This window comes from Roseomonas indoligenes, from assembly GCF_017813365.1.
Lineage (GTDB): Bacteria > Pseudomonadota > Alphaproteobacteria > Acetobacterales > Acetobacteraceae > Roseomonas > Roseomonas indoligenes.
Map to the genome: position 1 here is coordinate 324,729 of NZ_JAGIZA010000001.1, position 22,784 is coordinate 347,512.

Annotated in this window: 24 protein-coding genes; 11 read left to right on the forward strand and 13 right to left on the reverse strand. The window is 72.5% G+C overall.

Features of this window, described 5'->3' with window-relative positions; all coding sequences use genetic code 11:
• Positions 1–165: 165 nt before the first annotated feature.
• The 4 genes from J5Y10_RS01465 to J5Y10_RS01480 all read left to right on the forward strand — a co-directional run bounded on the left by J5Y10_RS01465 (position 166) and on the right by J5Y10_RS01480 (position 3,733).
• Complete coding sequence (locus tag J5Y10_RS01465; RefSeq protein ID WP_209370295.1) at positions 166–2,055, forward strand: ABCB family ABC transporter ATP-binding protein/permease; 1,890 nt, start codon at positions 166–168, stop codon at positions 2,053–2,055.
• 121 nt (positions 2,056–2,176) lie between these two features.
• Positions 2,177–2,431 carry a hypothetical protein gene (locus J5Y10_RS01470; RefSeq protein WP_209369900.1) on the forward strand — a complete coding sequence of 85 codons (255 nt, stop codon included), beginning with the start codon at positions 2,177–2,179 and terminating at the stop codon, positions 2,429–2,431.
• Between the two features lie 113 nt (positions 2,432–2,544).
• Complete coding sequence (gene rpmB / locus J5Y10_RS01475) at positions 2,545–2,841, forward strand: 50S ribosomal protein L28 (RefSeq protein ID WP_209369901.1); 297 nt, start codon at positions 2,545–2,547, stop codon at positions 2,839–2,841.
• 130 nt (positions 2,842–2,971) lie between these two features.
• Positions 2,972–3,733, forward strand: a complete 762-nt coding sequence (locus J5Y10_RS01480) for a sensor histidine kinase (protein ID WP_209369902.1) — start codon at positions 2,972–2,974, stop codon at positions 3,731–3,733.
• On the opposite strand, the gene J5Y10_RS01485 is transcribed toward J5Y10_RS01480, so the two are convergent.
• Genes J5Y10_RS01485 through J5Y10_RS01505 form a run of 5 tightly spaced genes read right to left on the reverse strand, consistent with a single transcriptional unit; the run spans position 3,718 to position 8,889 of the window.
• Complete coding sequence (locus J5Y10_RS01485) at positions 3,718–4,719, reverse strand: esterase-like activity of phytase family protein (RefSeq protein WP_209369903.1); 1,002 nt, start codon at positions 4,717–4,719, stop codon at positions 3,718–3,720. The genes J5Y10_RS01480 and J5Y10_RS01485 overlap by 16 nt on opposite strands.
• Complete coding sequence (cobT, locus tag J5Y10_RS01490) at positions 4,716–6,593, reverse strand: cobaltochelatase subunit CobT (RefSeq protein WP_209369904.1); 1,878 nt, start codon at positions 6,591–6,593, stop codon at positions 4,716–4,718. Before cobT ends, J5Y10_RS01485 begins: the two co-directional genes overlap by 4 nt.
• Complete coding sequence (locus J5Y10_RS01495; protein ID WP_209369905.1) at positions 6,590–7,237, reverse strand: glutathione S-transferase family protein; 648 nt, start codon at positions 7,235–7,237, stop codon at positions 6,590–6,592. Before J5Y10_RS01495 ends, cobT begins: the two co-directional genes overlap by 4 nt.
• Positions 7,238–7,244: 7 nt before the next feature.
• Positions 7,245–8,249 carry a cobaltochelatase subunit CobS gene (cobS, locus tag J5Y10_RS01500; RefSeq protein ID WP_209369906.1) on the reverse strand — a complete coding sequence of 335 codons (1,005 nt, stop codon included), beginning with the start codon at positions 8,247–8,249 and terminating at the stop codon, positions 7,245–7,247.
• A 49-nt stretch (positions 8,250–8,298) separates the two neighbouring features.
• Positions 8,299–8,889: a J domain-containing protein gene (locus J5Y10_RS01505; protein ID WP_209369907.1), complete on the reverse strand. Its 591-nt coding sequence runs from the start codon at positions 8,887–8,889 to the stop codon at positions 8,299–8,301.
• 104 nt (positions 8,890–8,993) lie between these two features.
• On the opposite strand from J5Y10_RS01505, the gene J5Y10_RS01510 reads away from it, so the two are divergent.
• On the forward strand, positions 8,994–9,266 hold the full coding sequence (locus J5Y10_RS01510; protein WP_209369908.1) for a BolA family protein: 273 nt from the start codon (positions 8,994–8,996) through the stop codon (positions 9,264–9,266).
• 156 nt (positions 9,267–9,422) lie between these two features.
• A complete protein-coding gene (locus J5Y10_RS01515) occupies positions 9,423–10,409 on the forward strand; it encodes an alpha/beta hydrolase (RefSeq protein WP_209369909.1) in 987 nt (328 codons plus the stop codon).
• Position 10,410: 1 nt separating this feature from the next.
• Here the strand turns inward: J5Y10_RS01515 and J5Y10_RS01520 are convergent, their stop codons facing one another.
• The gene (locus tag J5Y10_RS01520; RefSeq protein WP_245214184.1) at positions 10,411–10,971 is read right to left on the reverse strand and encodes a DUF2889 domain-containing protein; all 561 of its coding nucleotides are present in this window, start codon (positions 10,969–10,971) and stop codon (positions 10,411–10,413) included.
• A gap of 32 nt (positions 10,972–11,003) precedes the next feature.
• Positions 11,004–12,674: a 3-dehydroquinate synthase gene (aroB, locus tag J5Y10_RS01525; protein ID WP_245214186.1), complete on the reverse strand. Its 1,671-nt coding sequence runs from the start codon at positions 12,672–12,674 to the stop codon at positions 11,004–11,006.
• Positions 12,675–12,821: 147 nt separating this feature from the next.
• Here aroB and J5Y10_RS01530 point away from each other — a divergent pair, with 147 nt between their 5' ends.
• The 5 genes from J5Y10_RS01530 to J5Y10_RS01550 all read left to right on the forward strand — a co-directional run bounded on the left by J5Y10_RS01530 (position 12,822) and on the right by J5Y10_RS01550 (position 16,248).
• On the forward strand, positions 12,822–12,968 hold the full coding sequence (locus tag J5Y10_RS01530; protein WP_209369910.1) for a hypothetical protein: 147 nt from the start codon (positions 12,822–12,824) through the stop codon (positions 12,966–12,968).
• 16 nt (positions 12,969–12,984) lie between these two features.
• Entirely contained in the window at positions 12,985–13,872 is an 888-nt protein-coding gene (locus J5Y10_RS01535; RefSeq protein ID WP_209369911.1) for a tyrosine recombinase, read from the forward strand.
• Between the two features lie 35 nt (positions 13,873–13,907).
• Entirely contained in the window at positions 13,908–14,765 is an 858-nt protein-coding gene (locus J5Y10_RS01540; protein ID WP_209369912.1) for an AraC family transcriptional regulator, read from the forward strand.
• 29 nt (positions 14,766–14,794) lie between these two features.
• Positions 14,795–15,205 carry a DUF2000 family protein gene (locus tag J5Y10_RS01545; protein ID WP_209369913.1) on the forward strand — a complete coding sequence of 137 codons (411 nt, stop codon included), beginning with the start codon at positions 14,795–14,797 and terminating at the stop codon, positions 15,203–15,205.
• Between the two features lie 86 nt (positions 15,206–15,291).
• Positions 15,292–16,248 (forward strand): acetyl-CoA carboxylase carboxyltransferase subunit alpha, encoded by a 957-nt coding sequence (locus tag J5Y10_RS01550; protein WP_209369914.1) that lies wholly within the window; start codon positions 15,292–15,294, stop codon positions 16,246–16,248.
• Between the two features lie 9 nt (positions 16,249–16,257).
• On the opposite strand, the gene J5Y10_RS01555 is transcribed toward J5Y10_RS01550, so the two are convergent.
• The 6 genes from J5Y10_RS01555 to J5Y10_RS01580 form a co-directional block, all read right to left on the reverse strand.
• Positions 16,258–16,638 carry a hypothetical protein gene (locus J5Y10_RS01555; protein ID WP_209369915.1) on the reverse strand — a complete coding sequence of 127 codons (381 nt, stop codon included), beginning with the start codon at positions 16,636–16,638 and terminating at the stop codon, positions 16,258–16,260.
• A gap of 228 nt (positions 16,639–16,866) precedes the next feature.
• Entirely contained in the window at positions 16,867–18,618 is a 1,752-nt protein-coding gene (locus J5Y10_RS01560; protein WP_209369916.1) for a hypothetical protein, read from the reverse strand.
• Positions 18,619–18,628: 10 nt separating this feature from the next.
• Entirely contained in the window at positions 18,629–19,726 is a 1,098-nt protein-coding gene (locus J5Y10_RS01565; RefSeq protein ID WP_245214187.1) for a CgeB family protein, read from the reverse strand.
• Complete coding sequence (locus J5Y10_RS01570) at positions 19,723–20,811, reverse strand: CgeB family protein (protein ID WP_209369917.1); 1,089 nt, start codon at positions 20,809–20,811, stop codon at positions 19,723–19,725. Before J5Y10_RS01570 ends, J5Y10_RS01565 begins: the two co-directional genes overlap by 4 nt.
• On the reverse strand, positions 20,808–21,407 hold the full coding sequence (locus tag J5Y10_RS01575; protein ID WP_209369918.1) for a histidine phosphatase family protein: 600 nt from the start codon (positions 21,405–21,407) through the stop codon (positions 20,808–20,810). The genes J5Y10_RS01570 and J5Y10_RS01575 overlap by 4 nt, the downstream gene beginning before the upstream one ends.
• An 8-nt stretch (positions 21,408–21,415) precedes the next feature.
• Complete coding sequence (locus J5Y10_RS01580) at positions 21,416–22,495, reverse strand: inositol-3-phosphate synthase (RefSeq protein WP_209369919.1); 1,080 nt, start codon at positions 22,493–22,495, stop codon at positions 21,416–21,418.
• Positions 22,496–22,784: the final 289 nt, after the last annotated feature.

Genomic DNA, 22,784 nt, shown 5'->3' on the forward strand with positions numbered 1-22,784 from the left:
CCGGCGCTGGAAGGCCCCATCTCCCCTTCCGAACGCCGCCCTGACCGGCTGGCACCCCCATACCGGACCGCCTCGGCGCGCCGCCGGCCCTTTCAGGTGCAAGCCTGGGGGCCGCCCGACCCCGCCCCGCGGCCCGCGCCCCGGAGTTCCCGCGTGCCCGATACCATGGCCCCGCCCACCCCTCAGCCGACGCCGATCGCGCCGCGCGGCACCTGGCAGACGCTGAAGAGCCTTGCGCCCTATCTCTGGCCGAAGGGAGAGACGGGGCTGCGCGCCCGCGTCGTTGTCGCCCTCGTGCTGCTGCTGGCGGCGAAGGTCGCCAATATCTTCGTGCCCATGGCCTATGCCCGGGCGGTCGATGCGCTGACGCCGCATCTGGGACAGGGGACGGCCACCGGCGCGGTGACGGCCGGGGCGGTGCTGGCTGTGCCGGTGGCGCTGGTGATCGGCTACGGCCTCCTGCGAATCGCCTCCTCGGCCTTCGGGGAGCTGCGGGACGCGGTCTTCACCAAGGTGCAGGCCCGCGCCGGGCGGCGGATCGCGCTGCAGGTCTTCACTCACATGCACGCGCTGTCCCTGCGCTTCCACCTGGACCGGCAGACCGGCGGCCTCTCCCGCGTGATCGAGCGGGGGACGCGGGGGATCAACTTCGTCCTCGACTTCATGCTGTTCAACATCATCCCCACGATCGTGGAGATCCTGCTGGTCGCGGCGATCCTGTGGCGGATGTTCAGCTTCTCTTTCGCCGCCGTCACGCTCGGCACCATCGCGCTCTACGTCGCGTTCACCCTTGTCTTCACCAACTGGCGCCTGCAGTTCCGCCGGAAGATGAACGAGACGGACCAGGAGGCGAACACGCGGGCCATCGACAGCCTGCTGAACTACGAGACGGTGAAGTATTTCGGGAACGAGCGGCACGAGGAGCGGCGCTACGACGCCTCCCTCTCGCGCTACGAGCGGTCCTACATCCAGTCCGAGGTCTCGCTGAACTGGCTGAACATCGGCCAGGCGGCGATCATCGCCGCGGGCCTCACGGCCGTGATGCTGATGGCGGCGCAGGGTGTCGCGGGCGGCACCATGACGGTGGGCGACTTCGTGCTGGTGAACACCTACCTCATCCAGCTTTACCTGCCGCTGAACTTCCTGGGCTTCGTCTATCGGGAGATGAAGCAGGGGCTGGTGGACATGGAGGCCATGTTCACCCTGATGCGGGAGGCGCGCGAGGTGTCCGACCGCCCGGATGCCCCCGCCCTGCCGCCCGGCCGCGGCGAGGTGCGATTCGAGGATGTGCGCTTCGGCTATGGCCGGAACCGCGAGATCCTGCACGGGGTGAGCTTCGCCGTGCCGCCGGGCAAGATGCTGGCCATCGTCGGGCCGACGGGCGCGGGCAAGTCCACCATCTCCCGCTTGATGTTCCGATTCTACGACGTGTGGGGCGGCCGCATCACCATCGACGGCGCCGACATCCGCGACGTGACGCAGGAGAGCGTGCGGGGGGCGATCGGCGTGGTGCCGCAGGACACCGTGCTGTTCAACGACAGCATCGGCTACAACATCGCTTATGGCCGCCCCGGCGCCAGCCAGGAGGAGATCGAGGCTGCCGCAAAGCTCGCCCAGGTCCACGACTTCGTCCTGCGCCTGCCGGAGGGCTATGCCACCCGGGTCGGCGAGCGCGGGCTGAAGCTTTCGGGCGGCGAGAAGCAGCGCGTGGCCATCGCCCGCACCATCCTGAAGGACCCGCGCATCCTCATCCTGGACGAGGCGACGAGCGCGCTGGACACCCGGACGGAGCAGGAGATCCAGTCCGCCCTGCGCGGCGTGGCGCGGGGCCGGACGACGCTGGTGATCGCCCACCGCCTCTCCACCGTGGTGGAGGCGGACGAGATCATCGTGCTGGCCGATGGCCGGATCGCCGAGCGCGGGACCCATGCCGAGCTGGTGGCGGCCGAGGGCATCTATGCCGGCATGTGGCGCCGCCAGGCCCAGGCCGTGGCGCTCGCCGAGGCGGCGGCAGCCACGCGGGAGGACGCCGCGCCGGTGCCCGCCCCGGGCTGAGGCGAAGCGCGGCCCCGCAGCGGCCTCTTTTCCCACGGGCCGGGGCGGTTATACCGCCCGGGTCTTTCTCTTCCGCCCCGCGCTGACCATCTGGGGGCAACATTTGACAGGAGTGCCCGGGATGTCCCTGGACCCGACGGGAATGGCCCCGGAAGACCTGAGCCACGCCGGCTCGGTGACCGACAAGGCCATCGAATACATGATCGAGCAGGGCATCGCCCCGATCTCCGTTGCCTCCGCCCTGCTGGGTGGCGCGCTGGGGCTGATGGCGCGGGAGATGGACGACAAGGCCATCGCCAACGTTCTCCGCAGCGCCCTCAACTCCGTCGAAAGCGGGGAACTGCAGGCCATGCGGGCGGAGAAGCCGGTCTCCTGACTTGACTCCTGGGCGCCCGGCCGTCATACGGCGCCCCTCGTATCAGAACCATCAACCCGTGCCCCGTGCCCTCGCGCATGGCCGCGCGGCCTGAAGACCCAGGGGTTTCCACCATGTCCCGCCGCTGCGGCATCACCGGCAAGGGCGTCCTGACGGGCAACAACGTCAGCCACGCCAACAACAAGACCCGCCGGCGCTTCCTGCCGAATCTCCAGCACACCTCCTTCTTCTCGGACGTGCTGGGCACCTCCATCCAGATCCGCCTCTCCACCCGCGGCATCCGCACGGTGGAGCACAATGGCGGCCTGGACTCCTTCCTGCTCGGCACGCCGGATCGCGCGCTGACGGTCGAGGCGAAGGTGCTGAAGCGCCGCATCGAGAAGGCGCAGGCGAAGAAGGCCGCTGCCTGAGGCGAACCGGCCTCTGATGGCATGACGTTCTGCGGCGCGGGGGACCTCCCTCGCGCCGTTGTCATGTCTGACGCCTGCCAGCACCGGGCGCGTTAACCGGCGTGCAGGCCCGCCATGCCAGCCTGCCGGCATGGAGACCTTTCCCCTGATCCTGGCGGCCGGCGCCGCCCTCCCTCTCGCCCTGGCCTGGCGCTTCCTGGAGCGCGCCCGGGGTGCCGAGGCGCGGGAGGCGCAGGCGATGCTGCGGCTGGATGCCGGGGGACGCACCCTCGGCCTTGTAGCGCGGGAACTGGAGGCCTCCGGGCTGGCTGTGCTCGGCCTCGCGGGCCGAATCCCGGCGGACATCGCCGCCGCGGTCGAGGGGGAGGGGCGCCGGTTGCTGACCCTGGCGGACGATGTGGCGGACCACCTCGCCGCCAACCCTGGACCGCGCAGCCTGAAGGAGGGGCGCCTGCCCCTTGGGCCCCTGCTGCGGGAGGCGGTGGGGAGCATCACCCTCTCCCTCGGTGAGGGCGCGCGCCATTGGCAGGTGGCGCCGGAGGCCGAGGCGCTGACCGTGCTGGCGGATCGCCGTGCCCTGCGGCGCGTGCTCGGCCAGTCCCTGGCCCGGGCGGCGCGGGAGACCCGGACGGGGGACCGGATCGCGCTGCGTCTCGTCCGCGCGGCGGAGACGGTGGCCCTGGTGATCGAGGACGAGGGCGCTGGCCTGCCGCGGGAAGACCTGTCGGGCGGTGAGGGAACGCGGGGCCTCTCCCTCGGCCTTTCCGCCGCGCGAGAGCTGATGCGCGCCCATGGCGGGGAACTGACGCTGGAGGCGACGCCGGGGATCGGTGCCCGCACCTGGCTGACCCTGCCCCGGGCGCGGGTGCTGGAGGATCAGCTGGCCGGCTGATCGGCCCAGCCCAGCACCATCAGCAGCGTGCGCTGCAGGGGGAACATCTGGTTGTCGTCCGAGATGACGGCGACGAGGCCCCGCCCGTTATGGCGGAAGGCGCTGATCCCCTCCCAGTTGTCGCTGGGCAGGGGAGGCTCCAGCCGGGCCACCACCTCGCCCCGCAGGATGGTAGGGACGGCCGGGATGGATGCGATGCGGGCGATGCTGCCGCTGAAGCCCTCGGTCCAGCCGAAATGGCGTTCCAGCACCAGCGCGCCGCCGTCGGGCAGGGGGCAGAGGTCGCTTGGGTTGTGCCAGTCCCGCGGGCGATAGGCGAAGGAGTGCCAGCGACCCGGCCCGCCGATCCAGGCCTGGCGGGTAAAGGGGTCATCCCGCGATGCCAGGGCCTCCGCAATGACGAGCCAGCGCCCATCCGCCAGCACGCCGATCGATTCCAGCGAGCCGTTGGCGGGCGCGTCCTCGATGCCGGGTGGGACGCCCACGGGCACGGCTGCCGAATCCAGGCTGTGGTAGCGCCAGATCCGGTGCTCCCGCTCGAAGCCGATCAGCCAGCTGCCGTCCGGCAGGCGGGCGAGGCTCTCCGCATCGCTGGCCAGGTCGCGCGGCAGGGGGCGTCCCGCCACGTCGCGCAGCGGGCCCGAGCGCGGCGCCTCCAGTCCCAGCGGCACGCCGTCCGCAGCCAGCACGAGTTGGGCCTGGGCCCAGCGGCCGCGGTCGGAGATGGTGGTGAGGGTCAGGTCCGGACCGACATGCAGGGCGGAGAGCCCGTAGGCGCCCAACTGGTCGGTGTCGATCGACAGCACGCCCAGCGGGCGCAGCGGCAGGTCGGCGCGCTCCGCGGGCAGGGGCTCGTCCGGCATGGGGACGGGGTAGCCCACCAGCCCGGGACGCCCCGCGCAGGCCGCGGCGCCGGTCAGCGCGGCCAGAGCTGCGCGCCGCCCGAGCCGCCTCTGCCTCAGCCCCCGGAGGGGGCTGGAGGTCACACCATCACCGGGGCCCGTTCGGCCGCGGCGCGCTGCCAGGCGGTGGCGGCGTCCTCGTCGAACAGCTCCGCCAGCTTCTTCATCATGGTGCCGCCCAGCTCCTCGGCGTCCACGATGGTGACGGCGCGGCGGTAGTAGCGGGTCACGTCGTGGCCGATGCCGATGGCGATCAGCTCCACGATGTCCCGGCCCTCGATGTCGTGGATCACCTTGCGCAGGTGCCGTTCCAGGTAGTTGCCGGGGTTCACGGAGAGGGTGCTGTCATCCACCGGCGCGCCGTCCGAGATCACCATCAGGATACGGCGCTTCTCCGGGCGGGCCAGGATGCGCTTGTAGGCCCAGTCCAGCGCCTCGCCGTCGATGTTCTCCTTCAGCAGCCCCTCGCGCAGCATCAGGCCGAGGTTCTTGCGCGCCCGGCGCCAGGGCGCGTCGGCGGCCTTGTAGACCACGTGGCGCAGGTCGTTCAGGCGGCCGGGGTTGCGGGGCTTGCCGTCCTGCACCCAGCGCTCGCGCGACTGGCCACCCTTCCAGGCGCGGGTGGTGAAGCCCAGGATCTCCACCTTCACCGCGCAGCGCTCCAGCGTGCGGGCGAGGATGTCGCAGCACATGGCCGCCACGGTGATCGGCCGGCCGCGCATGGAACCGGAATTGTCGATCAGCAGCGTCACCACGGTGTCGCGGAAATCCGCTTCCCGCTCCCGCTTGTAGGTGAGCGAGTGGGTGGGGGAGGCGACGATGCGGGCGAGGCGGGCCACGTCCAGCATCCCCTCCTCCAGGTCGAACTCCCAGGCGCGCTGCTGCTGCGCGAGGAGGCGCCGCTGGAGGCGGTTGGCGAGCTTGGAGACGACGCCCTGCAGATGGGAGAGCTGCTGGTCCAGCTGCTGCCGCAGCCGCGCCAGCTCCTCCGGGTCGCAGAGGTCGTCGGCCGAGACCTCCTCGTCGAACTGGCGGGTATAGGCGCGGTAGAGGGAGGCGTCGTCGGTGACGGGCACTTCCTTGCGCTGCTGCGGGCCACCCGGGCGGTCCTCACCCTCGGCGGCGGCGCCGTCATCCTCCTCGTCCTCGCCGGCCTCCTCCTCGCCGGCCTGGCCCTCGGTCTGCTCGGGCTGGGCGCCCATCAGGCTCTCGGATTCCTGGGGCTTGCTCTCGCCCTCGCCCGACTGGTCCTGGGCGCCGGAGGTCTCGCTGCCCTCGTCCTCCTGGTCCTGGGATTCCTCGCTCTCGGCCTCCGCCTCGGCCTCGGCGAGGTCCAGGGCGGCCAGCAGCCGGCGGGCGGCGCGGGCGAAGGCCTCCTGGTCCTCGGCATTCCCCGCCATCTCCGACAGGGCCTCGTCGGCCCGCGGGCCGAGGGTATCGCGCCACAGGTCGGCCACGCGGCGGGCGGCCTCCGGCACGGCCTCGCCGGTCAGCTTCTCCCGCGCCAGCAGGGACAGCGCGGCGGTCAGCGGCAGCTGGTCCTTGCGGGTCATGCGGTCGTAGCCTTCCGCCTCCGCCTGCTCGGCGTGGCGGGCGCGGAGGTTGGCGGCGACGCCGGCCATCTGGCGGCCGCCGATCGCCTCCACGCGGGCCTGCTCCAGCGCGTCGAAAACCTCCTTCGCCTCGCGGCGGCCGGGGGTGCGGGCGGCGTGGGTGGCCTCGTCGTGATGGCGCAGCTTCAGGGCCACGGAATCGGCGGCGCCGCGCAGCTTCGCCATCTCGGTGGGCGGCAGGGCGCGGGTGGGCAGGGGCAGGCGGGCGCGCTTGCCGGCCAGGCCGGAGGGGCCAGGCTGGAAGGCGACCTGCACCTCGGAGGAACGGGCCATGGCACGGATGGCGCCGGCGGTGGCCCGCTTGAACTCTTCCTGCCGGGTGGTGTCCTTGTTGCTGCCGCTCATGATGCTTGCCGCTCGGGCGCGGCTCCCTTGCGAGTGGCGGCCTGCCGCGCGGGGCGGGCCTCGATAGCGGAAAGATAGCGGGCGATCGCCGGGCCAGGTTTCAGCAGGCCCCACTGTACCACCCAGGCGAGCAGGCCGCCGATCTGCACGTCGGCGGCCGTGAACCCGGCCCCGCAGAGCCAGGGGCCGGTCTCCAGCGCGGCTTCCACCCGGGCGACGGCCTCGGGGAAGGGCGGCCAGCCGAGCGCCCGGGCAGGCGCTTCCTTGGCGCGGGGAAAGGCGGCATCGGCCATGGCTGGCTCCAGCACGCCGGGGCCATAGGCCATCCAGAAGGCATAGGCCGCGCGATCCGGCGTGCCGATGGCCGGCGCGAGGGAGGAAGCCGGCAGGGCATCCGCGACATAGGCGGCGATGGCGGCGGCTTCCGTCACCACCACGCCCTCCCAGTCGCCCTGCGGGCCATGGTCCACCAGGGCGGGCAGCTTTCCGGCCGGGTTCAGGGCCAGGTAGTCGGGAGCCTTGTGGGTCGCGCCGTCGATGCTGTGCCAGGACAGCTCATAACCCGCCCCCGCCTCCTCCAGCAGCCAGAGGCTGCCGGCGGAGCGGGAATTGGGCGCGTGGTGGAGCAGGAAACGCGCCGCCACGGCGGGATTACCGCTTCACGTAGAGACCCGTGGGGATCTCCTCGTTGAAGCAGCGCTGGTAGTACTCGGCCACCGTGGACCGCTCCGCCTCGTCGCACTTATTGAGGAAGGAGAGGCGGAAGGCGAAGCCCACGTCGCCGAAGATCTTCGCGTTCTCCGCCCAGGTGATGACGGTGCGCGGCGACATGACGGTGGAGATGTCGCCGGCGATGAAGCCCGCGCGGGTCAGGTCGGCCAGGGCCACCATCGCCTCGATCTGCTTGCGGCCCTTCGCGTCGTTGTCGGCCACGCCCATCTTGGCGGCGACAATCGACGTCTCCTGCGCGTGCGGCAGGTAGTTCAGGGTGGCCACGATGTTCCAGCGGTCCATCTGGCCCTGATTGATCTGCTGAGTGCCGTGGTACAGGCCGGTCGTGTCGCCCAGGCCCACCGTGTTGGCGGTGGCGAAGAGGCGGAAGCCCGGGTGGGGGCGGATGACGCGGTTCTGGTCCAGCAGGGTCAGCTTGCCCTCGACCTCCAGCACGCGCTGGATGACGAACATCACGTCCGGGCGGCCGGCGTCGTACTCGTCGAAGACCATGGCGCAGGGGTGCTGCAGGGCCCAGGGAAGGATGCCCTCGCGGAACTCGGTGACCTGCTTGCCATCCTTCAGGACGATGGCGTCCTTGCCGATCAGGTCGATGCGGCTGATGTGGCTGTCCAGGTTCACGCGCAGGCAGGGCCAGTTCAGGCGGGCCGCCACCTGCTCGATATGGGTGGACTTGCCGGTGCCGTGATAGCCCTGGACCATCACGCGGCGGTTGAAGGCGAAGCCCGCGAGGATAGCGAGGGTGGTGTCGCGGTCGAACTTGTAGGTGGGGTCGATCTCCGGCACGTGCTCGGTGCGGGCGGAGTAGCCCGGCACTGTCAGGTCGCTCTCGATCCCGAAGACCTCGCGCACGGACAGCTTCGTATCGGGCATGTCGATCGTGGCCGTCGAACGGCTCTCGGAGATGCTGGCGACGTTGCTCATGGGCGGATCCGGTTCCGTGGAAGGGTGATGGGCGGCAGGCCTTTCGGTCTCAGGCCGCCTGGCTCGGCTGCGGTGCAAGCGTGGCGAGACGCTTGCGGATGAGGCTGTAGGCGCGGTTGATGTCCTTCAACCGCTCCTCGGAGGATTTGTCGCCGCCATTCGCGTCCGGGTGGTAGCGCTTGGCGAGGTCCTTGTAGCGGGCGCGGAGCCCGTCCTCGTCGATCGGCCAACCGAGGCCGAGAACGTCGAGGGCGGCGCGCAGCTCCGGCGGCGCTTCCCTCGCGGTCTTCTTCGGCGTCGGCTTGGTATCGGCGAAGAGGCCGAGCGGGTCGCGCAGCCCTTCCGGACCGATATGGGCCTGGCCACCCAACCTGCCCAGGGGCCAGGTCGGGCGCTGCCAGCCGGAATCCTCACGCAGGTTCTGTTCGATCTCGTCCGCGCTCATGCCGCGGTAGAAATCCCAGGCCTGGTTGTAGGCCCGCACGTGCTCAAGGCAGAAGTGGTAGTAGTCCCGCAGGCGTGAGCGGTCGCGCGGCGCCCGGAACTCGCCGGGGGCTTCGCAACCGGGAGCCTCGCAGCTCCGGGCGGAGCTGCCGGGGGGGACGGTGGATCGGAGTGGTGCGCTGCCGCGTCGGGCCATGATGTGGACCTTATGAGCGCGGATGCCCGCCCCGGCAAGGCACGAAACGTCCCTTCCCATACGCCCTTAAGGCATGGAAAATCCCCTTGAATGAGCACTATTCAATGAGCAACCGCGCCGAGCGCCTCCGCGCCACCCTCCTCCATGCCTTCCCTGGGGCGGAGGTGGCCGTACAGGACGACAGTCACCGCCATGCCGGCCATGCCGGGGCGCGACCGGAGGGGGAGACGCACTACTCCGTGCGGGTCGTCGCGCCGGGCTTCGCGGGGATGACGCGGCTCGCCCGGTCCCGCGCCGTGCATGCCGCGCTGGCGGACGAGTTCGGCGGAGGGATGCACGCGCTCGCGCTCGAGCTGCGGGCGCCGGGCGAGGCCTGACGGAGCGCCGCCCTGTCCGAGACGCTGTTCGAGGACGCAGAGCTGGTCCTGCGCGCCCTGCCCGGCGATCCGGCGCAGCCCACCGTAGTCACCTTCGGCGACGCGCAGGAGCGGCCGGGGCCGGATGGCTTCTGGGGCTCCGAGGTGTTGGGGCGGATGGGCTGGCCGGGTTTCGGCTTCGTCGCCCGGCGGCCGAACTGGTATCCCGCCGCCTCCGTGGAGGCAGCGTCCCATGCCCTGCGCGGCCGCCTGGGGCCGGTCGTGATCGGCTACGGCTTCAGCATGGGCGGTTACGCCGCGCTCCGATACGGGCGGCGGCTCGGTCTCAGCCACGCCCTCGCCCTGTCGCCGCAAGCCTCCATCGCGCCGGCGGACCTGCCGGGAGACCACCGACACCGGGAGTTCTTCCGCCGCGCCCTGCACCGGGACATGCGGGTGCGGCCGGGCGACGCGCCGCCGGTGAGCTGGGCGGTCTACGACCCGATGCACGGGGATGACGCGGCCAACATGGCCCTGATGGCGCAGCCGGGGCTGCGGCCCATCCCGATCCGCGGGACCTGGCACGGCACCATCCGCCTCCTGGCCGGGCAGGAGGTGCTGGAGGCGGCGCTGCGGGCCTTGATGGCGGAGGACCTGCCGGGCTTCCGACGCCTGCTGCGCGCCCGGCGCCAGGATCTTCCCGCCTCCCGTGGCGTGCTCGGGGCCGTGCGGCTGGGCCAGGGCCGCGTGGCCGCGGGCGAGGCGCTGCTGGACGCGGCGCGGCGGGCGGGCATGAGCGCGACGGAGGAGGTGGACGCGCTGGGTCAGGCCGCCGCCGAGTTCCGGGCGCGAGGTGGCCCGCCCGGGGCGGCCGAGGCGCTGCGGGCGCGGCTTCTCCTCCTGCGGGACCTGCCGGCCGGGCGGCCCTACCAGATCCGCGGCAACGCCCTGCTCGCCCTCGGCGCGCCGGAGGAGGCAATGGAAAGCTTTCGCCGCGCGGAGGCGGAGGGGCTGGGGCAGATGGCCCGGCGCGGCCAGCACCGGGCGGGGCGGGCCCTCTGGCTTCGGCGGATCGGGGGCCTCGGCTGGCCGTTCCTGCCTGTGCTCCGGGCGATGGCGCCGGGCCGGGCGCTTTCGGACCTGCGCCGGAAGCCCGGCGGCTAGGTCAGCCCGGTCCGAAACGCCGCGCGAGGATCGGGCTGTCCGGCGCATAGGCCAGGCAGGTGCCGATCATCCGGTTCCGGGCGGCCTCCGCCGCCTCCGGGCTCTCCGCTTCCTTGCGGCGGCGAACCGGGTAGATGGTCTGGAAGGCCACGGTCGCCATCTGGGCGAGCATCTCCCGGAGGTGGGTGCAGCCGGCGGAGCCGCCCACGCGCTCCTTCACCGCGCGGGTGAAGCCGGGGCCGATGCGGATCCCCGCCAGCGCCGCGAAGTTCGGCGCGGCATTCGGGCAGATGGCGTAGGGGGAGAAGTCGGTCGACGCCTCGCAGGCGGTGATCGTCAGGTCCTCGTCCACCGTCAGGCGCAGCCACATCCCGTGCAGCGGCTCGCCGGGCTCGATCGTGCCGCGGTCCAGGCCGGAGAAAGTGTAGCTCTTCGTGTCCTCCAGGTGCCCCTCGATGTCGAAGAGCCCGTCGGCACGCCGGTATCCGTGCATGGTGATGGCGCGCCGGTGCAGGGGTTCCCGGTCGGCAGGGGCTGAGAGCGGCATGATGCGTCGCAACATAGGCCTCCACCCCGCGGGGGACCAGGGCCGCGTCAGGCCGCGCCCTCGTCCCGCAGCAGCGCCTCCACCGCCTCGGGCGGGACTTCGGCGGTGGTGAAGGCTTCCCCCGCGCCGCGCAGCAGCACGAAGCGCATGGTGCCGTCCCGCACCTTCTTGTCCTTCCGCATGCGCCCGATCAGGGCCTCGGCGGAGAAGCTCCGGGGCAGGTCGCCGATGCGGGCAGGAAGGCCCACGGCGGCCAGGTGCTCCATCACCCGGCCCGGCCATTCCTGGGCGCAGTGGCCGAGGCGCGCGGAGAGGGCGGCGGCGAGGCCGAGGCCCACCGCTACCGCCTCCCCGTGCAGCAGGGTGCCGTCGTAGCCGCACTCCGCTTCCAGGGCATGGGCGAAGGTGTGGCCGAGGTTCAGCAGGGCGCGGCCGCCGTCCTTCGCCGTCTCGAACTCGTCCGCCGCCACCACGCCGGCCTTCAGGCGGCAGGATTCCAGCACGGCGTGGCGCAGCGCCTCCGGGTCGCCGGCCATGGCGGCGGGGCCGCAGGCCTCGCACCACTCCCAAAGCGGGCCTTGCAGCAACCCGTGCTTCGCCACCTCGCCCCATCCCGCACGCAGCTCCCGCGCGGGCAGGGTGGCGAGGGTGCCGGTATCGGCCAGCACGATGCGGGGCTGGTGGAAGGCGCCGGCCAGGTTCTTGCCGGTGCGCAGGTTCACCCCGGTCTTGCCGCCGACGGAGCTGTCCACCTGGGCGAGCAGTGTGGTGGGGATCTGCACGAAGGGCAGGCCGCGCAGGGCGACGGCGGCGGCGAAACCCGCCAGGTCGCCCACCACGCCGCCGCCGAGGGCGATGACGGTGGTGCTGCGGTCCGCGCCGGCGGCGAGGACCTGCTCCAGCACCTCCTCCAGCATCCCCATCCGCTTGGAGCCCTCGCCGGGCGGCACCGTGACCTCCGCACGGATGTCGAAGCCGCCCTCCTCCAGCCCAGCGCGCAGGGTGGGCAGGTGCAGGGCGGCGACCGAGGCGTCCGAGACGACTGCGACGCGGCGGGAGGGGAGGTGGGGGGACAGCAGCCCGCCGGCCCGGGCGAGGAGGCCGGTGCCGACCACCACCTCATAGGGGTTCGCGGAGAGGGCGACGGGCAGGCGCGCCGGGCGCTGCCAGCCGCCGATCGCGCGCTCCGCCCGGATCGTCGTCACCTCCGGCGTGTCCTCGCCGCAGTCGATGGCCAGGTCGGCTTCCGCGTAGAAGGGATACCGGGCGTTGATCAGGCCCTGCAGAACCTCCTCCGGGTCCCGCCCGATGAAGAGGGGGCGGTTGCTGCGCCCGGCGATGCGCCGCTTCAGCACGGGAATGTCGGCCCGCAGCCAGAGGGTGACGGCCCCTGCTTCCCGCAGCACCCGGCGGGTGCGGGGATCGACATAGGCACCGCCACCGGTGGCGAGCACCACGGGCGGGCCGGCCGCGATGCGGGCGATGACCCGGCGCTCGCCGTCGCGGAAATGCGCCTCCCCGTAGCGAGCGAAGATCTCGGCCACGGTCAGGCCGGCGGCGTTCTCGATCTCCGTGTCCGCGTCCAGGAAGGGCAGGCCCAGGCGCGCGGCCAGGCGGCGGCCCACGGCGGATTTCCCGGCGCCGGGCATGCCGACGAGCACGATGCTCCGGCCGGGCGGGGCGGGCGGGGCAGGGATGGGGGGCGCTTCGGCGGCCAAGCCCGGAGCCTCTGGGCGGGCCGGGTGGGAAACGAGGGGATCGGCGAGGTTGCGTGACACGGCGCGCAACGCTAGCACACCCCCGCCGCCGCGTCCTCCGGGTGGCGCACCACCGGATCGCCGCACCTTGGGGAAGCCGATCAACTGATGTTCCGACGCCCCCTTCTGCTCCTCGTGCTGTTGCTGATCGGCGCGCTGATCGCGGCGCTGCTGGCCGTCGGCGCCTTCCCGCCCGGCGTGTCGCAGCAGCCGGTCGAGCGCGTGCTGCCGAACGAGCGCTTCGGCACGCGCTAGCGACCCGGCCGGCGGCATGGACCGGCACGTCGAGGCCTTCCTGGAGATGCTCGCGGCCGAGCGCGGGGCCGCGCGCAACACGCTGGCCGCTTATCAGGCCGATCTGGAGGACGCCGCCGGCTTCGCCGCCCGCAAGGCCGGTGAGACGCCGGGGGCGATGAGCGCGGAGACGCTGCGCCGCTACGTCACCGGGCTGACGGATGCCGGGCTTTCCCCCCGCACCGCCGCGCGCCGCCTTTCCGCCCTGCGCCAGTTCCACCGCTTCCTGGCGCGGGAGGGCGTGCGGGCGGACGATCCGACCGAGGCGCTGGACAGCCCGCGCAAGCCCGCCCTCCTGCCCCGCCCACTGCGAGAGGCGGAGGTGGAGGCGCTGATCGCCGCCGCCGGAGCGCTGCCGGAGCGGCGGGCGCCGCTGGCGGTCGCGGTCTGCGAGCTTCTCTACTGCTCCGGCCTGCGCGCGAGCGAGCTGGTGGAGCTGCCGCTGGCCGCGATGCGGGCGGACAGCCCGCTGGTGACGGTGCGGGGCAAGGGCGGGAAGGAGCGGCTGGTGCCGATCAGCGCCCGCGCGCGGGAGGCGGCGCTGGCCGCCCGGGCGGGTGCGCCGGAGGGATCGCGCTGGTTGTTCCCCTCCCGCGGGGCGTCCGGGCACCTGACCCGGCAGACGCTGAACAACCTGCTGCGGGAGGCGGCCCTGGCGGCTGGGATCGACCCGGAGCGCGTCTCCCCCCACGTGCTGCGGCACTCCTTTGCCTCCCACCTGCTGGGGCGGGGGGCGGACCTGCGGAGCCTGCAGGTGCTGCTGGGCCATGCGGACATCGCCACCACCCAGATCTACACCCAGGTGCTGGAGGAGCGGCTGCGCGCGCTGGTGGAGGAGCATCATCCGCTGGCGCGCGGGGGCTGACGCCGCAGGCCCGATCGCGGTTATCCTGCCGGGCCGTGACCACCTCCGCTTCTCCGGCGCCGCCCGACCAGGTCCAGCTGACCCGTGACCCGGAGACGGGCATCGAGGCCATCCGGGCCCGCTTCGCCGCCCATGCCTACGACCTGCACCGGCACGACGAGTGGCTGGTGGGCGTGACCGACCGGGGCGTGCAGGATTTCCTCTGCCGCGGGGTGAGAAGGCGCAGCACGCCGGGCCGGGTGATCCTGATCGAGCCTGAGGAGGCCCATGACGGGCAGGCCGGTGCCGAGGGCGGCTTCGCCTATCGGATGCTCTACCTGCCGCGGCCCTGGCTGCGCGGCGCCCTGGCCGACGCGGCGGGCGATCCCGGCTTCGCCGCGAGCCTGACGGACGATGCCCCGTTGGGCGAGGCCATCCGGGCCGCCTGCTTGGCCATGGAGGAACCGGCCGAGCGCCTGGCGCGCGACGCGGCGCTGGACGCGGTGCTGCACGGGCTGCGCCCGCATCTCGCCCGGCCTGCCCGCCTAGGACCCGCCCGGCGGGACGACGCCGTGGCCCGCCGAGCGCGGGAGCGGCTGCAGGACGATCCCGCCCGCGACCCCGGCGCTGACGCCCTGGCCCGGGCCGCGGGGGCGGCGGACCGCTTCCAGCTCGCCCGCGCCTTCCGGGCAGCCTACGGCACCTCGCCCCACGCCTATCTGCTGCAGACCCGCCTGCTGCGGGCGCGGCGGCTGCTGGCAGCGGGGGAGCGGCCGGCGGCGGTGGCGGCGGAGTGCGGCTTCGCGGACCAGAGCCATCTCGGCCGCCGCTTCCGCCGGGCCTATGGCCTGACGCCTGCGGCCTTCCGCGTCCTGCGCACGGGCGTTCCAGACAGGGGCGCCGGCCCTGGCTGACATGCCCGCCCGGGATGGAGGACAGCGGCGTGCAGTTCGAGACGAAGGTGGCGATCCTCGTGCTGGAGGATTTGGCGGTGTGGCAGAAGCTGAACGTGACGGCCTTCCTGGCCACCGGCATCGCGGCGGCGGCACCGGAGGCGATGGGGGAGCCCTATGAGGACGCGGCCGGGCGGCAGCACGCGCGGCTGCTGGGCCAGCCGATGCTGGTCTTCGCCGCCGATACGGCGGGGCTGTTGCGGGCCTGGCGGCAGGGGATCGAGCGGAACCTGACCCGCGCCGCCTATGTCCGCCCCATGTTCGCCACCGGCCATGACGCGGCAAACCGCGAGGTCTTCCGGGCGGAGCCGGCGGAGGCGCCGGACCTGGTGGGCCTGGCGCTGCGCGGGCCGCGGAAGGATGTGGACAAGGCGACCAAGGGTTTGAAGCTGCATCCGTGACAGCCGGGGGATGGGAAAGGGCACCGGGCCTTCCCCCCCGTGCCACCCTGCGCTAATCCCGCCGCGCCCTCGGACGGGACCCCTGGATGCGCCACTTCCTCGACTTCGAGAAACCCCTTGCCGAGCTGGAAGGCCAGATCGAGGAGCTGCGTCGCACCACGGATGCCGGCGGCATCGACGTGGCCGACGAGATCGGCAAGCTGCGCGACAAGGCCGAGAAGCTGCTGGCGGCCACCTACGCCAAGCTCACCCCCTGGCAGAAGGCCCAGGTGGCGCGGCACCCGGACCGGCCGAAATGCCTGGCCTATATCGCCGGGCTGATCGAGGACTTCACGCCGCTGGCGGGGGACCGCGCCTTCGCGGACGACCAGGCCATGGTCGGCGGCCTCGGCCGTTTCCGCGGCCGCAACGTGATGGTGCTGGGGATCGAGAAGGGCACGGATACCGAGAGCCGGATCCAGCACAACTTCGGCAGCCCACGCCCGGAGGGCTACCGCAAGGCCCGCCGCCTGATCGAGCTGGCCGGGCGCTTCAACCTGCCCATCCTCACCTTCGTGGACACGGCCGGCGCCTTCCCGGGCGTGGAGGCGGAGGCGCGCGGGCAGGCGGAGGCCATCGCGCGCTCCATCGAGGCGGGGCTGGAGGCGCCGGTGCCCTTCATCGCCACCATCATCGGGGAGGGCGGCTCGGGCGGCGCCATCGCCATCGCCTCCGCCGACCGGGTGCTGATGCTGGAGCACTCCATCTACAGCGTGATCAGCCCCGAAGGCTGCGCGAGCATCCTGTGGCGCGACGCGGCCCAGGCCGCGACGGCGGCCGAGGCGCTGCGGCTTACGGCCGAGGACCTGAAGCGCCTGAACCTCGTGGACAGCGTGGTGCCGGAGCCGATGGGCGGGGCCCAGCGCGAGCCCGCGGGCATGGTTGCCACGGTGGGCGACCGGATCGAGGCGTGCCTGGAGCCTCTGCTTGCCCTCGACGGCGCCACGCTGCGGGCGCGGCGCCGGGAGAAGTTCCTGGAAATGGGCCGCACCGGGCTGGTGTAGCCCGCCGCGCTAGTAGCGGTGGTGGTACCGCGGGCCGCCGCGGTAGTAGCCACCGCCACCCCGGTAGTAGCCGCGGTTCCGGTAGCCGCGCCGCGAACTGCTCGCGATGGCCGCGCCGGCGACCGCGCCCACCACGCCGGCCGCCACGGCGGTTCCCACCACGGCGTTCTGCTGCGCCTGGGCGGCCTCCGCATTCGCGGCGGGGGCAAGGGCCTGGTAGTCCTGGCAGGCCTGCGGGTTGCCCTGCTGGCAGGCGTAGCCTGCGTAGTTCGCCTGCTGCTGGTAAGGGCCCGGTCCCGCCGGCGCACAGGCTGAAAGCCCGGCCAGGATGACGGTTCCGATGGAGAGCAGGGCGGTGGTGCGGAAGCCCGCCCGGTGTGGATCGTTCATCCGTTCCTCCTGGAGTGGTCAGGGCGGCAACGCCACCAAATCGAAAGGGTTCCCTCACGGGACTCGAGGGTTCTGGAAGTAGGCCCGGTGCGGCACGTCCTTGCCGCGCTGCGGTGGTGGTGGCGGAACCGATCGCGTCGGAGATGCCGATCGAGCGGATCGCGAAGGCGTGGCTTGGCCGGGGGCCATCGGTTTTGCGATGGGTCGCGCGGTTCCCGCGATGGCGCCCTACCCGTGCCTCAGGGCGTGATCCAAAGCCTCCGCGTAGTGCGCTGCGGCGGTGCGGGCACGGCCTGCCTCCGTTGGGTTCCAGCCCAGCGCATCGGCGGCCATGGCGTGATAGCCGAGTTGGAAGGCGAGATAGCAGGGCGTCAGGAAGGTCAGCAGGGAAGGGTCCACCGCCCGGCCTGCCTCCCGGCCCACTGATGCGGCCAGTGCCTCCCTCTCGGGGGCGGTCAGGCCCAGTTCCGATGCGGCGCCGGCCAAGTCCCAGGCGATGTCCTGCGCCCCGATCAGGTCATGCGCCGCAGCATGGTCGACGGCATCGGCCTTCAGCAACCGGCCGTTCGGCAGGACGAGCCATTCCCAGGCATGCAGGCGGTTGTCCGTCCAGACCCGCCGCGTGGCGGAATCCAGGGCGGGGAGGTGCGGCTTCCACCGGTCCAGCCGGGCCGCGGCGGCTTCGCCCAGGGCTTCGCCCGCGTTCTGCCGGGCCATGGCGAGGAGCATCTCCGCACCCGCGCCCGCCTCCGCCGGCATGCTGCGGGCGCGGAAGCCGAGGTAGCGGCCGAGATGGGCCAGCAGCGCGGGGCGATCCGCCCGGCCGGGGTCGAGGGGGCGGGCCTCCTCCATCCAGCGCTCCACCAGGAAGCCGTGGAGCAGGCCGGCGGGTTGCGGCGTGAAGCCGGCCGCGTGCAGGTGGCGGGCGCGGGCCGCCGCGGCTTCCCCGTGGCGGCCGAGCCCAGCGAATTTGAGCAGCCAGGTGCTGCCCTGCGCGGGGAACAGGAACTTGCGCCGTTCCATGAAGGGGTGGATGGGCGGCCAGTCGGCTTCCGACGGAAAGCGGCGGGCGCGCCAGGCGCCGCCGGAGATCTCCTCCATCGGCGCCTCGGCGGGACCGAGAAGAGCGGCGGCCCATTCCTCCAGCCGATGCTCCGCGCGCGCGCCGTCCAGCAGGAGGTTCTCGAAGGAGGCGGGGTGGCGCGCCACGCGGTCCCAGCGCGCCCGCGCGGCCTCCCCCGCCTCGGGGCCCGGTGCGCCGCCATGGCCGGGAAGGAGGTGGATGCGGGTGAGGTCCACGCCGCCCTCCTGGAGGAAGTTCATCGCCGCGCCGAAGCTGCTGCCGGAAAGGCCTGGTCCCTCGTCGACAACGGCGTAGGAGATGTCATCACCGGCCAGAAGGGCGGCGACCAGGCCCGGATCCAGGGCCAGTTCGCGCCGGAAAGGGTGGCCCACGGGGCGCACCGTCACCGGCGCTGCGGTGCCGCGCGCGGCGGCCACCATCGCGGCCAGTGGCGTGCCGATGGACCGCAGGCCGATCACCCGCGGCGAGGGGGGCAGGGCGGCCGCGGCCAGGCCGTAAGCCTCGGGATAGAGCGCGTAGTAGGCAAAGCCCTCGGCGCGCCGGGGCTCGACGGACTCCGGCAAGGGGTGGGCTGCCAGGGTAGCGACCTCTGCCTCCGGCACGGAATCGATCCGCGTGAAGCCGGATTGCCAGGACAGCCAGGCACTTTTCGCCACCGCCATCAGCAGGGCCATGGCGGCGGCTTCGGCGGGAGAGGGGGCGTCGAGGCCGCGTTCGGCGAAACCGGCGTCGGCCAGGGCCTGGGCGAGCTCCCCTGCCTCGATCAGGGCGCCGATCAGGGCGGCGTGGCGCGCCAGCCTGGGGGGCTGCGCCGGCAGGTCCCGCAGGGCAGCCGCAAGGGCCGCCAGCTTGGCGCGCGGGTCCTCGTGCCGGGGCCCGTCGCCGTAGACGATCATCGCGCCCGCCTCAGGAGGCGACGCGCTCCTCCACCCGCCGGGCGATCGCTTCCCGCAGGTGCCCTTCCAGCTCCGCCGCGCGGTGGGATGCGGTGTGCTCGTCCAGCACCCGGGCGCGCAGGGCCTGGCCCATGGCCCGGCGGCGGTCCTCGGGCATGTCGCGGAGGGCGTGCAGCACCTCCTCCGCACCTTCGGCCAGCAGGATCTCGGTGCCGGGCTGGAGCAGCGTGTCGATGCCGTCCCAGGTGTCGGAGATGATGGGAACGCCGCAGGCGCCGGTCTCAAACAGGCGCACGCTGGGGCTGTAGCCCGCGCGGATCATGTCGGCGCGGGTGACGTTCAGGGTGAAGCGGCTGCTCGCGTAGAATTCGGGGTGATCGGCGGGCGGGACATGCTCGATGCGCTCGACATTGGCGGGCCAGTCGATCCCGGCGGGGTATTGCGGGCCGGCGACGGCGAAGCGCAGCTCCGGCGCGCGGCGGGCGGGCTCGATCAGCAGCCGCTCCAGCGTGGGCTGGCGGTCCGGGCTGTAGGTGCCGAGATAGCTCAGGTCCCAGCGCGGCGGCAGGTTCAGCGGCTGATAGGCCGCCTCGTCCACGGAGCAGTAGAGCTGCCGCGCGGCAGGGGAGCCGTACTGCCGCTCCAGCCGCTGCAGCGTGGGGCCGCCGGTGAAGGAGAGATAGACATCGTAGCCGGGGATGAGGGCGGGGGAGAGATACTCTTCGTCCCCGCGCTCGAGCTTCGCAAGGGTCACGGGCGTGTCGATGTCGTAGAAGGCGGTGGCCCCGCGGGCCGTGGCCTGCACCATGCGCCCGACCGCCACGCCTTCCGGCACGTAGGAGCCGACGATCACCGCATCCGCCCCGGCGATGGCGGGGCGCCAGGATTCCAGCGCGGCGAGGTCGGGGTAGAGGGCGAGGCGGCAGAAATCCGGAGCCGGCATGTCGCGGTGCTGCGCGTACCAGGGCACGTCGCGCTCCAGGAACAGGATGTCGTGCCCGCGCGCGGCGAAGGCGCGGAGCAGGGCGCGGAAGGTGGTGGCGTGGCCGTTGCCCCAGGAGGAGGAAAGGCTGAGGCCGAGAACCACCAGCCGCAGCGGGGCGCTCATGCCGCGCTCCGCTTCTCGGCGGCGGTGCGGCGCAGCAGCGCGTCCACCTCGGCGCCACGGCGGGCATAGGTGTGTCCGGCCAGGATGCGGGCCCGCGCCGCCTCGCCGATCGCCTTCGCGCGCTCGGGCGTGAGAGTGCGGACGTGCTCGGCCACGTCGGCGCCGTCCCGCGCCACCAGCACCTCCTCACCCTCCTTCAGGAAGAGATCGAGGCCGACCCAGGCATCGGTGATGAGGCAGGCGCCGGCACCGGCCGCCTCGAAGACACGGGTGGCCGGGGAGTAGCCGACCTGCGCCATGCTGTCCCGCGCTACGTTCAGCACGGAGATGGAGGAGGTGTTGAAGGCGTTGTGGTCGCGGGTGCCGACATGGCCGATCTGCCGCACGTTCGACGGCATGGGCTTGTCGTGCCAGCCGTTGCCGCCCAGCAGGAACTTGCGGTCCGGCAGGCGCGCGGCGGCATCCAGGAAGAACTGCTCCACCCGCGCCTCGCGATCCGGTAGGCGGTTGGCGAGGAAGTTCAGGTCGCCCGCGAAGCGCGGCTCGGCGGGGACGGGGTGGTGCGTCTCCGGGTCCAGCGCGTTGTAAATTGGAATGCAGCGACGGGCGCCGAGGGCTTCATAGGCCGCGATAACGGGCGGGCCGCCGCCATAGGTCAGGACGTAGTCCAGCCCCGGAAGGGCGCGGCGCAGGGCATGGTCCGGGGCCGGCGTAATCTCCGCCAGGGTCGCGGGCGCGTCCACGTCCCAGAAGATGCGGATCGCGTCCGGGCGGGCGGCCTTCATCACGCCCGCGATCAGCTCGTCGTCGAAGACGCCGACGCCGCTGGCCTTCACCACCACATCGGCGCGCGCGGCCTCCGCCATCACCTCGCGCAGCGCGTTCTCGGTGGCGTCGTAGACGCGCACGTCGGCCCATTCCGGCGGCTCGATGTCGCGGTTCTTCTGCCGGTCGAAGGCGTCCGGCTCGTAGAACGTCACGTGGTGGCCGCGCGCTGCGAGGTCACGCAGCATGCCCCGGTAATAGGTGGCCGCCCCGTTCCAGTAGGAGGAGAGGAGGCTCGATCCGTAGAAGGCGATCCTCATGCGGGCACCACCTCGTTCATGCTCAATACCTTTCCGTCCCCCTCCCACAGCGCCAGCGCGCTGACGGAGGCGGGGGCGATCTCGAATCGATGGATGTCGTCCAGGCTCATGCGAAGGAAATGCGCGAGCACGGCCTTGATGACGTCGGCATGGCTGACCACGGCAAAGCGGCCTTCCGGGTTTTCGGCGCGCAGCCGTTCCGCGCCGGCCACGGCGCGCCGCTGCGCCGCGGCCATGGTCTCGCCGCCCGGCGTGCCCGCGGTGGCGCGATGCGCGTTCCAGCGGGTCCAGTCCGGGTCGCCCTGCAGGGATTCGAAGCTGCGGCCGGTCCAGGCGCCGAAGTCGATCTCCGTGAAGGCCTCGTCCGTGCGCGTCTCCAGCCCAAGCCGCGCCGCGACCGGCGCGGCCGTCTCCTGCGCGCGCTCCATCGGGCTGGAGTGGACCGCCCCGATCCCCGCGCGTGCCAGATGGCCGGCCAGGGCCGCCGCCTGGGCGCGGCCCGTCTCGCCGAGGATCACGCCGGGCATCCGGCCGCAGAGGGTGCTGCCCACGCGGTCATGCGCCGCGTGGCGCAGCAGGAAGAGCGTGGCCGCCACGCCCCCGCCTAGCCCTCGCCGGCCACGAAGCGCATCACGCGGGCTCGGGCCTCGCCGTCGTCGAACTGCTGAGGCGGGGACTTCATGAAGTAGGAGGAGGGGCCGATCAGCGCGCCGCCCATCCCGCGGTCCAGCCCGATCCGGGCGCAGCGCACGGCATCGATCACCACGCCGGCGGAGTTCGGGGAATCCCACACCTCCAGCTTCAGCTCCAGGTTCAGCGGCATGCCGCCGAAGCCCGTTCCTTCCAGCCGGATCTGCGCCCACTTGCGGTCCGTGAGCCAGGGCACGTGGTCGCTCGGGCCGACATGCACGTTCTCCGCCGGCAGGGGCACGTCGAACTGGCTCGTCACGGCCTGGGTCTTGGAGATCTTCTTCGATTCCAGCCGCTCGCGCTCAAGCATGTTCAGGAAGTCGGAGTTGCCGCCGAAGTTCAGCTGATAGGTGCGGTCCAGCCGCACGCCGCGGTCCTTGAACAGGTTGGCCAGCACGCGGTGGACGATGGTGGCGCCCACCTGGCTCTTGATGTCGTCCCCGATGATGGGCAGGCCGCGCGCCTCGAAGCGGCGCTGCCAGTCCGGGTTGGAGGCGACGAAAACGGGGATGCAGTTCACGAAGGCGCAGCCGGCCTTCAGCGCCTGCTCCGCGTAGAACTCGGTGGCCTTCTGCGAGCCGACGGGCAGGTAGGAGACGAGCACCTCCGCCCCGGCCTCCTCCAGCACCGCGGCCACATCCGCCACGGGCTCGTCCGATTCGGTGATCTCGGCGCTGAGATAGCGGCCGATGCCGTCCAGCGTCGGGCCGCGCCGCACCGTCACGCCGGTGTGCGGGACCTCGGCGAAAATCTGGGTGTTGTTCGGCTCGGCCAGGATGGCCTCCGCCACGTCGCGCCCGACCTTCTTCGCGTTCACGTCGAAGGCGGCCGCGATCTGGATGTCGCGGACGTGGTAGCCGCCGAGCTCGACGTTCATCAGCCCGGGGACGGGCTCGTTCGAGGCTGCGTCGCGATAATAGGCGAGGCCCTGCACGAAGGAGGAAGCGCAATTGCCCACCCCGACGACGGCCACGCGAACCGGTGCCCTGTTCATGGTGTGCTGTACTCCTCAGGGGGCGTGCTAGGGCGGTACGGGCATCCAGGCAAACAGATCAAAATCCTAAGCACCCCCGCCTCCGGCGGCCTTCCCGAGAGGACCGCGCACAGGATCAACTTAGCTTCGGGCCGGATCAGCGATCAATGGTGCCCTCCGTGGCCTGGGGATCACGGGCGCGTTACAAGAAAATGTGATCGCTTTCCTGGCCTTCTACTTACATGATGAAGGGTCTAAAGAATCCAGAGCGCCGCGACGGAGTCCGGATCGCGGATACGGTAGCACCCCT